General features: G+C 71.4%; 14 protein-coding genes. 4 read left to right on the top strand and 10 right to left on the bottom strand.

Translation table 11 applies throughout. The features are described from left to right. Window positions 1-28: 28 nt before the first annotated feature. Window positions 29-1,171 carry an SPFH domain-containing protein gene (locus tag ABH935_RS22990; protein WP_370349427.1) on the top strand — a complete coding sequence of 381 codons (1,143 nt, stop codon included), beginning with the start codon at window positions 29-31 and terminating at the stop codon, window positions 1,169-1,171. 52 nt (window positions 1,172-1,223) lie between these two features. Here the strand turns inward: ABH935_RS22990 and ABH935_RS22995 are convergent, their stop codons facing one another. Next, entirely contained in the window at window positions 1,224-1,745 is a 522-nt protein-coding gene (locus ABH935_RS22995; protein WP_370379982.1) for a hypothetical protein, read from the bottom strand. A 59-nt stretch (window positions 1,746-1,804) separates the two neighbouring features. Between ABH935_RS22995 and ABH935_RS23000 the strand changes: the two genes are divergently transcribed. After that, window positions 1,805-1,987 (top strand): hypothetical protein, encoded by a 183-nt coding sequence (locus tag ABH935_RS23000; RefSeq protein WP_370379983.1) that lies wholly within the window; start codon window positions 1,805-1,807, stop codon window positions 1,985-1,987. After that, on the top strand, window positions 1,984-2,577 hold the full coding sequence (locus ABH935_RS23005) for a hypothetical protein (RefSeq protein WP_370379984.1): 594 nt from the start codon (window positions 1,984-1,986) through the stop codon (window positions 2,575-2,577). The genes ABH935_RS23000 and ABH935_RS23005 overlap by 4 nt, the downstream gene beginning before the upstream one ends. 7 nt (window positions 2,578-2,584) lie before the next feature. Here ABH935_RS23005 and ABH935_RS23010 read toward each other — a convergent pair whose 3' ends face one another. The 9 genes from ABH935_RS23010 to ABH935_RS23050 all read right to left on the bottom strand — a co-directional run bounded on the left by ABH935_RS23010 (window position 2,585) and on the right by ABH935_RS23050 (window position 11,861). Then, window positions 2,585-4,210, bottom strand: coding sequence for a purple acid phosphatase family protein (locus tag ABH935_RS23010; protein ID WP_370379985.1), 1,626 nt, complete (start codon window positions 4,208-4,210; stop codon window positions 2,585-2,587). Window positions 4,211-4,363: 153 nt separating this feature from the next. Further along, window positions 4,364-5,836, bottom strand: coding sequence for a CoA transferase (locus ABH935_RS23015; RefSeq protein WP_370379986.1), 1,473 nt, complete (start codon window positions 5,834-5,836; stop codon window positions 4,364-4,366). Between the two features lie 58 nt (window positions 5,837-5,894). Continuing rightward, window positions 5,895-6,770 carry a hypothetical protein gene (locus ABH935_RS23020; RefSeq protein WP_370379987.1) on the bottom strand — a complete coding sequence of 292 codons (876 nt, stop codon included), beginning with the start codon at window positions 6,768-6,770 and terminating at the stop codon, window positions 5,895-5,897. Then, window positions 6,770-7,291 carry a SigE family RNA polymerase sigma factor gene (locus tag ABH935_RS23025; protein ID WP_370379988.1) on the bottom strand — a complete coding sequence of 174 codons (522 nt, stop codon included), beginning with the start codon at window positions 7,289-7,291 and terminating at the stop codon, window positions 6,770-6,772. Before ABH935_RS23025 ends, ABH935_RS23020 begins: the two co-directional genes overlap by 1 nt. 54 nt (window positions 7,292-7,345) lie before the next feature. Further along, window positions 7,346-8,152, bottom strand: coding sequence for a pyrroline-5-carboxylate reductase (proC, locus tag ABH935_RS23030; protein WP_370379989.1), 807 nt, complete (start codon window positions 8,150-8,152; stop codon window positions 7,346-7,348). 33 nt (window positions 8,153-8,185) lie between these two features. Then, entirely contained in the window at window positions 8,186-9,115 is a 930-nt protein-coding gene (locus ABH935_RS23035) for a proline dehydrogenase family protein (protein WP_370379990.1), read from the bottom strand. A gap of 111 nt (window positions 9,116-9,226) precedes the next feature. Further along, window positions 9,227-9,991, bottom strand: coding sequence for a class I SAM-dependent methyltransferase (locus tag ABH935_RS23040; RefSeq protein ID WP_370379991.1), 765 nt, complete (start codon window positions 9,989-9,991; stop codon window positions 9,227-9,229). 23 nt (window positions 9,992-10,014) lie between these two features. Continuing rightward, window positions 10,015-10,926 carry a sugar phosphate isomerase/epimerase family protein gene (locus ABH935_RS23045; protein WP_370379992.1) on the bottom strand — a complete coding sequence of 304 codons (912 nt, stop codon included), beginning with the start codon at window positions 10,924-10,926 and terminating at the stop codon, window positions 10,015-10,017. Window positions 10,927-10,931: 5 nt separating this feature from the next. Then, on the bottom strand, window positions 10,932-11,861 hold the full coding sequence (locus ABH935_RS23050) for a Ppx/GppA family phosphatase (RefSeq protein ID WP_370379993.1): 930 nt from the start codon (window positions 11,859-11,861) through the stop codon (window positions 10,932-10,934). Window positions 11,862-11,920: 59 nt separating this feature from the next. Between ABH935_RS23050 and ABH935_RS23055 the strand changes: the two genes are divergently transcribed. After that, a complete protein-coding gene (locus ABH935_RS23055; protein ID WP_370379994.1) occupies window positions 11,921-12,664 on the top strand; it encodes a hypothetical protein in 744 nt (247 codons plus the stop codon). Window positions 12,665-12,706 lie beyond the last annotated feature (42 nt).

A 12,706-nucleotide genomic window follows, 5' to 3' on the forward strand; every position in this document is an offset into this window, starting at 1 on the left:
TCAGCTCACGGGAAGAAGGCTGACCACCATGTTCGGCTACAGAGTGCCCGCCCCTGACCAGGCGATGCTCATCTCCGGCGGCCGCCGGGGGCAGGGCGGCGCCCCGTTCCGGGTCGTCACCGGCCACGGCAAGTTCATCCTCCCGGTGTTCCGCAAGACCCGGTTCCTGACGCTGTCCATGCAGGAGGCGGAGGTCTCCGAGACCTGCGTGACCAAGCAGGGCATCGCCCTGACGGTGACCGCGGTCATCGCCTTCAAGGTCGGCAACGACACCGAGAGCATCGTCAACGCCGGCCAGCGCTTCCTGTCCGACCAGAACCAGATGTCGACGCTGACCGCCCGCATCTTCGCCGGCCACCTACGCTCCATCATCGGCTCGATGACGGTCGAGGAGATCGTCACCGAGCGCCAGAAGCTGGCCGAGGAGGTCCTGGACACCTCCAAGTCGGAGATGGCCAAGATCGGCCTGACCGTGGACTCGCTGCAGATCATGTCGATCGACGACATGAAGACCGGCTACATCGACGCCATGGCCGCCCCGCACAAGGCCGCCATCCAGCGCCAGGCCCAGATCGCCCAGGCCCAGGCCACCCAGGCCTCGGTCGAGGCCCAGCAGGAGGCCGAGCGCAACAAGGCGGAGTACGCCCGCCACACCGCGATCGTGCAGGCCCAGTACAAGGCCGAAGTCGACCAGGCCCAGGCCATAGCGGCCCAGGCCGGCCCGCTGTCCCAGGCCAAGGCCCAGCAGGAGGTGCTGATGGCCCAGACCGAACTGGCCCAGCGCAACGCCGAACTGCGCCAGCAGGAACTGGTCGCCGAAGTGGTGAAGCCCGCCGAAGCCGAGGCCGAGCGGGTCCGCATCACCGCCGCCGCCGAGGCCGAGCGCATGCGCGTCCAGGCCGAAGCCGCCGCCAGCTACGACCGCGTGGCCCTGGACCGCATGATCATCGACCAGCTCCCGCTGATCGTCGAGAAGGCCGCCGGCGGCCTGAACGGCGCGAACATCAACGTCCTGAACGGCGCCGACGGCCTGTCCGAGATCGCCGCCGGCCTGGTCGGCCAGGGCCTGGCGATCCTGGACTCGGTGAAGAAGGGCCTCAGCGAGGAGACCGGCAAGGAGGCGGCCAAGCCGCAGGTGATCGAGCGCGTGCAGATCGAGAACGGGAAGTAGTCGCCCAAGCCGTCCGCGAAGCCCCCCAAGTCAGTAGCCTGAGGTATTCGGGCTACGGCTTGGGGGGCTTCATGGTGTTCACCGGCGCCGAGATCGCGGCGCTCAAGAACGGGCTGCGCAAGGCGGGGAGCATCGTCGGCAAGGCGGCGCTGACCGGGCCCCGGCCGGGCGCGGGGTCGGTGGAGAAGCGGGTGCGGACCCGGCGGGTTCCCGGGCTGGAGCGCCGGCAGCAGACGATCGAGGTCGGGGACGCGGAGCGCATCGCGCGCGCGATCTTGGAGCGGGTGTCGGGGCAGCGGTTCACGCTGCCGGGGAAGGCGAAGCCGCAGCGGTTGGAGATCCCGCGGGAGGATGTCGACGCGCTGGTCGTCGGGGTCGGGGTTCTGGTTGAGCGCCTGCCGGACAGCCGAGTCACCATGGCCACAGTGTTGGCGGTGCACGGCGAGCCCGAGGCCTTGGCCGAGCTGATGCGTGCGGCGACGCCCGGGACCGCACCGGTTGTCGGCGACGCGTGGGTCGCGGTGCTGGACGAGTTGGTCGGGGTCGTCTGTGAGCACATCATTGAGTTCTTCACGACGAAAGAGACGTTCGCGGCGGCAGGTCCGGGCTCTCCGCCTGTGGCACTACCAAGTGTTGCAACTGCCTCAGTTCGACCGCTTCCCGGGCGTCACCAGACTGGAGTTGGGCGCCCCACTCACGATGGACGTCACGCGCCTGTCCACCCTGCCGACGCTGAAGGAGTTGGACATCTTCTCGTGCCGCGCCATGGACCTCACACCGCTGACCGAACTTGATGGCCTGCGGAGTCTTAGTTGACCGCGATCACCCTGGACGGCGACCGTCGACTCAAGCCGGAGTTCCTCCCACCCGACGCCGAACTCATACTTTCCGGCATCGCCGATCTGGGCGCTCGCGAACTGGCTGCCTTCCCCACCCTCCGCGGCCTGCATTTCACCGACGTTCCAGACTGCGGACTCGCACCTCTCGCCGAAGTACCGCAGCTGGACCGCCTGGAGTTGTCGGGTTGCCCGGGTATCCGGATCGATGACCTCGCGGCCTGGCCCGGTCTGCGCAGCCTCACACTCAACAACGTCATCGGCATCGATTTCGATGCCCTGACATCCCTGCCGCACCTGGTTGAGCTGCACCTCAGCTACATGCCCTACAGCGGCATCCACGTCCTGCCGAACCTCGAAGTCCTCGAACTCGGCGACACCGAGGTCGAGCTCTCGGAGCTCCGCACCCTCCCGAAGCTCCGCCACCTCATCCTCGACACCGTCCCCGAGCACGACCTCTCGGTCCTCGCGACGCTCCCCCAGCTCAAAAAGCTCGAACTGCTGCACATGCCGTGGGCGGACCTGACACCCTTCCAAGCCCGCCCCGACATCGAGCTGATCGCGCGCTAACGCCGCCTCAGCCGTCGCTCCGCTGCCGGCTCAACGTGAAGGTCTCCAACGCCGCGATCTTCCCGTCCGGCTGCCCCACCACGTAGTACGTCACGTGGATCCGCGTCTCGCCGCCCGGGCAGGTGCCCGGGTCCACGTCGAACGCGGCGAAGCCGTACGGGTGCTGCTCGTCGCGGACGCCAATCCAGGGTGCGTCCTCGAAGACGTACGTCGGGGTCTTCTTACCGTTCGCGCCCACGGCTCCGACGCCCATCAGGATCTTCGCCTTGCTGCCCGCGAAGAACTTCTGGTTGCTGGGGCTGGAGGTGCCGCCGCCGCCGAGGACCATGTGCACGGTGCCCTTGGACGTGTCGATGTGGCTGGTGTCCGTCGCCACCGGGTTGGGGGTCAGGGTCTGGCTGCCGGAGACCACGCCGCGGACCGGGTGGGAGCGCTCGTAGTCGTGCTCGTGGCCGCAGACGACCAGGTCGACCTCGTACTTGTCGAACAGTGGGCCCCACTGCTCGCGGATGCCGATGTCGGCGCCGTTGGCGTCGGAGCTGGAGATCATCACCTGGTGCATGCAGACCACGATCCAGTCGATGCCCTCGTTGCGGCGCGCGGCCTTCAGCGTGCGCTCCAGCCAGGCACGCTGGCGGCCGGCGCTGTAGCCGCTGACGTAGGTGTCGCCGCCGTCCTGGAGCGCCACGTCGTCGTTCTGCAGGACCACGAAGCGGACCGCGCCGACGGTGAAGGCGTACCAGAGGCCTGCGAACTCCGCGTCCTCGCCGTTGGGCGGGAGGGCGAAGCGGGTCTGGAAGGACGAGAAGCCCAGCGGGCCGTTGCCCTTCTCGTTCTCGTGGTTGCCGGCGGCCGGCATCCAGGGGCGGAAGCGGGCCGAGCGGGTGTTGTTCTGGAAGAACGAGTCCCAGGTGCGCAGGCGGTCCGGGTTGATGTTGGCGTAGCACAGGTCGCCGTTGAGGAGGTGGAACAGCGGCGCGACCTGCTCGACGCCGGCCACGATGTCGGACGCCGCCGGGGTGGCGAGGGTCGCCGGGGCCGAGCTGAAGCCGCCGCCGGTGGCCGGGGCCCAGGTCGTGCCGGGGGTGGCCTGGTCGCCGAAGCTGGTGAAGGTGAACGGCTTGCGGCCGGAGGGCGCGGTGCGGAAGGCGGCCGAGTCCGGCAGGACGCCGTCGTGCAGGGCGCTGTAGATGTACGTCGAGTCCGGACGCAGGCCGCTGATGTGCGCGTGGTGCACGTACACCTCGCGGCCGGAGGCGCCGTCGGTGTAGGTGCGGGTCTCGGCCTGGACGGTGTCGCCGTGGCCGCCGTCGACGGTGCCGAAGCGCACGCGCGGCCGGCGCACCGACGCCGTGGTGGTCCACGACGCGTACATCTCGCGCGCCGGATCCGCGCCGAAGGTCAGGTGCAGGCCGTCGACCGGCGGGGCGCCGAGCGCGCCGGGGGTCGTGAGCAGGAGCGGCGAGGCGCCCTGGGCCGGAGCGGACGGTGCGGAAGGTGCGAGAGCCGGGGCGGACGGGGCCTCCGCGGCGGCGGCCGGCGAGGCCACCAGCGGCGTGGCGGCGAGCGCGACGCCGGCGGTGCCGGCGGCGAGCAGAGCGGTACGACGGTCGACGGGCATCCGATCGGTCATGCCGGGGACGCTAGCCAGAGGCCTGACCCCGCTGGGTGAACACGCGGTGAGCGACGGACGAAGTTTCGAAACGGCGCCGGGCCGCAGACCGGCCGACGATCAGGCTTCGGCCAAGCACCGGTCAGCCGCCGATCGGCCGCCGATCAGCCCGCGTCACGCATGCGGCGGCGGCCCCGACCAGCCGAGCGCCGCACCCGCCACGCTGCCGGGGAAACGCACCCGCGTCAGGGTCCCGGCGGCGCTCGGACCGCGCAGCAGAAGATCGTCGACGTCTGACAGCGTCGGGTCGGCGACCGCCAGCCCGACAGCCGGATCGAGGCGGCCGAACGCGTCCAGCGCGTGCCCCACCCCGGCCAGGCTCACATCGACCGCCAGCCCGCCGCCCCGCCGAAGCGCCTCGATCGCCCCGGCCGCCGCGAGCCAGCCGGCGCCGTGGTCCAGCACCTGCGCGGGCAGCGGCACGGGACGCCCGGAACCCGCCGCGCGCATCCCTTCCTCCGCGATCCCGACCGCCATCTGCACCAGCGAATCGAAGCCGCGCCGGCCGCCCCACGGACCGTCGGAGCCATAGGCGGAGATGGAGACGTGGACCAGGTTCGGCTTGACGGCGGCCAGGTCGGCGGGGCCGAGGCCCAGCCCCGCCAACGCGCCGGGCCGATAGGACTGCAGCACGATGTCGGCCTCCCGGACGAGGTCCAGAAACGCCGCCCGGCCCGCATCGCTGCGCAGGTCGAGGAACCGCAACGCCTTGCCCACGTTCAGATCCAGGTCGAGGCCGCGGATGGTGGGCAGCAGCGGCGAACGGATCATGGTGACGTCGGCGCCGTAGCCGGCCAGAACGCGCCCGGCGTTCGGACCGGCGATGATCCGGGTCAGGTCGAGGACACGGATGCCGGACAGCGGCCGGGTGGCCGAGCCGGGAGCCAGCTCGCCAGCCGAGCCGCCAACCGGCTCGCCGACCAGCTCAGCACCCGAACCCGAACCCGCAGCCAACTCGCCAACCGAACCAGCACTCGAACCAGCAGCCGAACCGCCAACCGACTCGCCAGCCGCGCCGGCCGCACTCACCGCCCCAGCGCCATCCCCGCCCCCGAACCGCCCCACCTCAGCACCGAAAACCCCGCCCCCGCCCAGCTCCCCCAAAGCCCCCATCGCGACCACCGGCCGCCCGCCCACCGCCGCGCTGTGCGGATGCGCCAGCCACTCCTCGCGCGTGCGCATCGCCGCCGCGACTCCGCCGGCCTCGGCGATCGCGTCCTCCAACTCGAATCGCCTGCGTCGCCGGACCGCGGCCTCGACCGCCGCGCGCTCCTGCGGCACCCCCAGCACCCGGCACGCGATCTCGGCGTGGTGCTCGAAGTTGCAGTGCAGCCGCACCCAGCCGTCGGCCGCCTCGTAGTCCCCGGACAGCGGGGCCCACTCGAACGCAGCCTCGCCGTCCACGCGCAGATACCGCTCGCTCCGGAAGGCGATCGCCGCCTCCCGCACGCCGACCCGCACCCGCGGCGCCGCCGGCAGGCCGTTGCGCGTCGCGAAGAACGCCGCCGCCTGCGTGTGCGCGGCGGACACCGCCCACGCCGCGAACTCCCCCACCCGGAACACCGATGGCAGACCGAGATCATCCATGCTCAGCACACTAACCGCGGCCCGCGCCCCACGCCCCCGCGAGCCGCTGTCAGATGCGTCACCGGCCTCCCGCGCCGCAGGGCCCCTGGGGCCGATAACCGTCGGCGAAGGGCAGTGGCTGCGACAGTCCGGCGACGACTGCGCCGAGCTTGTCCGCGGTGAAGGGGAACGGTTCCGTCGGCTTGGCCGCCGGCGCCCCGGCAGGAGGCGTCACGACCGATTCGTCTTCGGCCATCACGACGACCTGACGCTGGTCGATGAACGTCCGGACCGCCTTCACCTCATGCCCCCCGGCGGCCGAGGCCGTCTGGACCACCGAACCGTCGTCGGCCATCGTCTCCTTGGAGACCGGCCCCCAGCCCGCGCCCGGCAGGAACTGCCCGACCTGTCCGCTGGATGCCGCTATGAGTACCGTGACGTGCACCCACGGCGACGTGTCGCTGCCGTTGCGCGGGCCGCCGCCCTTGCCGTCCGCGGTCCAGGCTTCCTCGAAGCCGTAGGCGTCCAGAACGTGTGCCGCGGCGTCGCACTGGCCGCCACCGGACTGCAGGAAGTAGTCCACATCGCGCTTCTTGCCGCCGGCATCGAGGTGGTTCCCCCAGGGGTCGAGTTCGTCGTAGATCTTGCCGATGGCCGCGTTCGCGAGTTTCGCGTCCCGCGCCGCGGGGCTCGACTCCGAGCCGGGTGACGCCGCACGGCCGACGCCGATCGCCGTCGCGGCCACGGCCACCGCCGCGACCGAGGCGGTACCCGCCAAAGCCGCGCCCACCCGCCGGCGCCGCACCCGCCGCCGACCGCCGAGCACCAGGTCCTCGGCCGTGAAACCCAGCCGCGGCCGTTCCCCGGCCCCGGTCACAGTACGCGCGAACACCTCGCGGGCCTCGGCACCGTTCTCCCCGGCCCCGTAGTCATCTCGATCATCGAACCCTGTCATCACCGCTCCTTCTCCACGCGGCCCGAGGCCGTCGCCTGCTGGTCGAGGAGGATCGCGCGCAGGGTGGCCAGCCCTCGCGCGGTCTGCGAACGGACGGTGCCGGGTGAGCAGCCGAGCAGCTCAGCGGTCTGCTCGATGGAAAGGTCCTCCCAGAACCGGAGGACCAGCGTGGCCCGTTGGCGCGGCGCCAGAAGCGCCAGGGCTTGAAGAGCGGCGTCCCGCTCCCCGATGTCCGGGCCCTCGCCCGCCCCCGATTCCGGCACCGCCGCCATCACGTGCTCACGGCGCCAGCCGCGGCGTTTCTCGTCGATGACGCAGCGCACCAGGACGCGGCGCACGTACGCGTCGCGGTTCTTGGCACGCTCGACCCGGTGCCAGGCCACGTACAGCTTCAGCAAAGCCGTCTGCACCACGTCCTCGGCCTGGTGCGCGTCGCCGCACATCAGGAACGCGGTGTGCCACAGCGCGTGGGAACGCGCCGTGACGTATCGCTTGTACTCCGCTTCAGCAGAATCTCGCATCGTCCGTCCTCCCCTTCTGCTGGTAGGACGGAACGACTCACCGCCGGCGCTGCATCACTGCCCCGAAGCCAGTTCCCGCGACCGGTCCCGGGCGGCCTCCAGCGCGGCGATCATCGCCGCGCGCACGCCGTGGTCCTCCATGGTGCGGATGGCGGAGATGGTGGTGCCGGCCGGGGAGGTGACCGCCTCGCGGAGCTTCACCGGGTGCTCGCCGGAGTCCCGCAGCATCACCGCGGCGCCTATCGCGGCCTGCACGATCAGGTCGTGGGCGGCGGCGCGGGGCAGCCCGAGCAGGATGCCGGCGTCCGTCATGGCCTCGACCAGGTAGTAGAAGTACGCCGGGCCGGAGCCGGACAGCGCCGTCACCGCGTCCTGCTGGGCCTCCGGCACCCGGATCGTCTTGCCCACCGGGGAGAAGATCTCCTCGGTGCGGAGCAGGTGCTCCTCGGTGGCGTGCGCGCCGGCCGAGATCGCGGACATGGCCTCGTCGACCAGGACCGGGGTGTTGGTCATGACGCGGACCACCGGCATGCCCTCGGCCAGGCGCGAGGCGATGAAGTGGGTGGTGATGCCGGCGGCGCCGGTGATCACCAGACGGCCGGCGGGGACGTGCGGAGCCAGTTCCTCCAGGAGAGCGGCCATGTCCTGCGGCTTGACCATCAGGATGAGGGTGTCTGCCTTCGCGGCCGCCTCGGCGTTGCTCACCGCCTCGACGCCGTATGTGGCGTGCAGGGCCGCCCCACGTTCCGCGCGGCGGGCCGTCACCAGCACCTCGCCGGGCCGTTTGCCGGCCCGCAGGAGGCCGGAGACCAGAGCCTCGCCGATCTTTCCGGTGCCGAGGACGGCGACGCGCTGGGTCATGGGGTCCGGTCTCCTCACATCCGCCACAAAGGCTCAGTCTTTCGAGAGCAGCGACCGGGCGAAGAAGCCGAGGTTCGCGGGCCGCTCCGCCAATCGTCGCATGAGGTAGCCGTACCACTCGCTCCCGTAAGGCACGTACACCCGCATGCGTTCGCCGGCGGAGGCCAGGCGCTTCTGCTCGTGCGGCCGGACGCCGAAGAGCATCTGGAACTCGTAGCTGCCGATGCCGCGGCCGTTGCGGACTGCCAGCGCGCCGCCTATCTCGATCAGGCGCGGGTCGTGGGTGGCCAGCATCGGGTAGCCCTCGCCGGCCATCAGGGTGCGCATGCAGCGCACGAAGGACAGGTCGACTTCCTGCGTGTCCTGGTAGGCGACCGACTCCGGCTCGCGGTAGGCGCCCTTGCAGAGCCGGACCCGGGATCCCGCGGTGGCGAAGTCCTTGCAGTCGGCCTCGGTGCGCCGCAGGTAGGCCTGCAGGCACAGGCCCGCCCACGGATAGTCGCGCCGCAACTCGGAGACGATCTTCAGGGTCGAGTCGGTGGTGGTGTGGTCCTCGGCGTCGAAGGTCACCGTGGTGCCGGCCCGCTGCGCGCCCTCGCAGACGGCGTGCGCGTGTTCGAGGGCTATCTTCTCGCCGTCGTTGCTCAGCGACTGGCCGATGGCCGAGAGCTTCACCGACACCTCGGCGTGCGGGGTCAGCCCGGCCGCCGCCAGCCGCTCCAGCAGCAGCAGGTACGCCTCCTTGACCAGGATCGCCTGGTTGGCGTCGGTGGTGTCCTCGCCCAGATGGTCCATCGTGGCCAGCAGGCCGTCCTCGATCAGCGCGTCGGCGACGGCCACCGCGTCGTCGGTGGCGGGACCGGCGACGTAGCGCTTCACCACCTGGCGCGAGCCCGGGGAGCGCTCGACCAGGGCGCGGGTGCGATCGCTGCCCGCCGCCGCCAGCAAGGTCCGACGCAACACCGCGGTGCCTCCTCGACTGTGTGGAGCCCAGTGGGGCAAGCCTAGGACTAGTTGGGGAACGCGGCCGGGCCGGTGAGCCGCGCGGGGTACCCCGGGGCCGCTCAAGGCCGCCTAAGGCCGCCGCACCACCCCGAGCCACGCCGAGTACTCCTCGACGACCATCCCGTCCGGGAAGTGGCTCAGCAGGAACGCCCGCTCCCGGTCCAGGAACGCCTCCAGGCGCTCCGGCTCCACGTCGCTGACGTACGACCGCGACATGACGTTGGTGATCCGGTGCTCCACCGGCACCGTCCGGGACCACGCCGTCTCGACCACGTGCACCGGAAGGTCGGCGAACCGGCCGCCGAGCTCGATCCGCGGCTCCTGGTCCAGGGCGGTGCTGTCGTTGCCGTAGTCGGGCTCGCCGCCGATCAGCTCCCTGATCCGGTCGTTGTAGCCCAGCCGCCAGGGCGCGTCGGCCAACGGCATGTTCCAGAAGCAGGCCAGCGCGCCGCCGGGCTTCAGGACCCTGAGGACCTCCGGGACCGCCAGGTCCGGGTCCACCCAGTGCCAGGCCTGGGCGAAGGTCACGAAGTCGACCGAGGCCTCGCGCAGCGGCAGGGCGTTGGCGCTGCCCATCACCGCGCCGACGCCCGGGGACTGGGAGACCAGTTGGCGCAGCATCGGCTCGGAGAGCTCGACCGCGGTCACCGCCGCGCCGCGCTCGTGCAGCTGCCGGGAGGAGATCCCGGTCCCGGCGCCGACGTCGGCGACGCGGGCTCCGGACAGCGCGCGCCCGGAGAGTTCCTGCAGCGCGTCAAAGAGCGCGTCGGGATAGGTCGGGCGGGACTTGGCGTACACGGACGCCAGGGTGTCGAACTTCGATGACTCGGCCAACGCATCTCCCCTGTGTGCTTGTGCTACTCCGAGACGGGCAAGGCGCGAGGCTCTTCCCTCACCCTCGCCAGCCCTCGGCGGGCGAAGACCAGGGCCTCCCGCAGGTCCTCCTCCCGCTGGAGGTCGCTCTCGGCGCGCCGGGTACTCACCTCAAGGATGACGGCGCCGGCCAGCCCGCGGCGGGCGATGCGCTCCAGCACCTCCTGGCAGGGCTGGGTGCCGCGGCCGGGGACCAGGTGCTCGTCCTTGTTCTGCCCGGAGCCGTCGGCGAGGTGCAGGTGGACGAGCTTGTCGCCCATGCGCTCGTACATCGCCAGGGCGTCGTTGCGGGCGGTCGCGGTGTGCGACAGGTCCAGGACGTAGTGCTCGTAGCCGGTCTCGGTGGGGTCCCAGCCCGGGAAGTACGCCTCGCCCTCGCGTTCCATGCGCGGCAGCTTGATGCGCGGGAGGCGGCCGAAGATGTCGGGGGTGGAGGCGCGCCAGGGGTACATGTTCTCCACCGCGAAGCGGATCTCCGACTCCTGATTCAGGCGCCTGATGCCCTCGGCGAACTCCTCGGCGTAGGGCTGCTGCCAGCGGAACGGCGGGTGCACCACGACGACCTTGGCGCCGACCCGCTCCGCGGCCTCGCGGGACTTCTTCAGCTTCTCCCACGGATCCGAGCCCCAGACCCGCTTCAGGTTCAGCCAGAACAGGGTCGGGGCGTGGATCGACAGCACCGGGACCTGGTACTCGTCGACGTACTCCAGGATCTTGTCCGGGTGCTGGCTCGCCGGGTCGATCGAGACCATGACCTCCACGCCGTCGTACCCGAGCCGGTTGGCCACGTCGAAGGCGTAGCGGGTGGGCTCGGGGTAGACCGAGGACGTCGACAGGCCCACTTTCGGTGTGGTGACCTGCTCCGTCGTCCCGGCGCGGTCGGTCACGAAGGTCACGCCGCTCAGCTTACAAGGGTGTCCAGCCGCCGAAGGATCACGCCTTCGCGCAGCGCCCACGGGCACAGGTCGGCGACCTCCACGTTGAACAGGTCGAACGCGGCGTCGGCGACCACGGCGCCGGCCAGCAGCTGCTCGGCCCGGCCGGTGGAGACCCCGGGGAGCCCGGCGCGCTGGGCCGTCGACATCTGCGACAGCCGCGGCACCCACTCGGTCAGGTCCCGGGCGCGCAGCGAGCGCGGGGCGTACAGGCCCTGCGCCGAGGGCGCGGCCCCGGCGATCCGGGCCAGCTGCCGGAAGGTCTTGGAGGTGATCACCACGCGGTCCGGACGGCCGGCCCGGGCCACCCGGGAGACCCCCTTGGCGATCTCGTGCCGCACGTACCGGCGCAGCTCCCGGATCTGCTCCGGGCCGGGCGGGTCGCCCTTGAGGCGGTCGTGGGTCAGGCGCGAGGCGCCCAGCGGCAGGGACTCCATCACGTCCGGCAGCTCGTCCAGGCCGACCGCGATCTCCAGCGAGCCGCCGCCGATGTCCAGCACCAGCAGCCGGCCGGCGGACCAGCCGAACCAGCGGCGCACGGCCAGGAAGGTCAGCTTCGCCTCGTCCGGGCCCGGCAGCACCTCCAGCTCGACCCCGGTCTCCTCGCGCACCTTGGCCAGCACCTCGTCGCCGTTGGCCGCCTCGCGCACCGCGGAGGTCGCGAAGGCGAGCATCTCCTCGGAGCCCTTGTCCTCGGCGATGCGCAGCGCGTTCGCGACGACGTAGCAAAGGCGCTCGATGCCGCTCGGAACGATCGCCCCCTGCTCGTCCGTGAGCTGGGAGAGGTGCAGCTCGACCTTGTGCGAGAACGCCGGGATCGGGTGGGCACCGGCGTGCGCGTCCAGCAACAGTAAGTGGACCGTGTTCGATCCGACGTCCAACACTCCAAGGCGCATATCGCGATACGTTACCCGGCCTCCCACGGCCAAGCGCGCCGACCGCATAGGCTTGCCCGGTGCCTGAAGTACCGCTCGACTTCCCCCGCGAATGGGTGGAGTTCACCGACCCCGACAACTCCGCCCAGCTCTACCGGGCCGACCTGACCTGGCTGTGCTCGCGCTGGACCTGCATCTGGGGCGCGGGCTGCGGCGGTATCCGCCCCGGCCGGGCCTCCGACGGATGCTGCACGCTCGGTGCGCACTACTCGGACAAAGCCGACAGAAAGCGCGTCGAGCAGGCCGCCGAGCGGCTCACCGACGAGACCTGGCAGTTCCGCTCGGTCGGTCAGGAACTCGGAATCACTCAGAAGGATGAGGACGGCGACAAGCAGACGCGGGTCGTCGAGGGGGCCTGCGTCTTCCTGAACCGTCCCGGCTTCGCCGGCGGCGAGGGCTGCGCGTTGCACGCGCTGGCGCTTCGCGAGGACGTGCATCCGTTGACCACCAAGCCGGACGTCTGCTGGCAACTGCCGGTGCGCCGGTCCTACGACCGCGTCGAGCGGCCCGACGGCACCGAGGTGCTCGTCGTCTCGATCGGCGAGTACGACCGGCGCGGCTGGGGCGGCGGCGGGCACGACCTGAACTGGTGGTGCACCGGGGCGACCGAGGCACACGTGGGCCGCGAGCCGGTGTACGTGTCCTACGGCCCGGAACTGACCGAGATGATGGGCGAGAAGGCCTACGAGGTGCTGGTGGGGATGTGCGAGGCCCGGGACGCCGCCCGGGTCCTGGTCGCCCCGCACCCGGCCGACCCGGCCTGATCGGACCCAAGCCCGACCCCGATCCGGCCCGACCCGACCCCG

The organism is Catenulispora sp. GAS73, from assembly GCF_041262085.1.
Classification (GTDB): Bacteria; Actinomycetota; Actinomycetes; order Streptomycetales; family Catenulisporaceae; genus Catenulispora.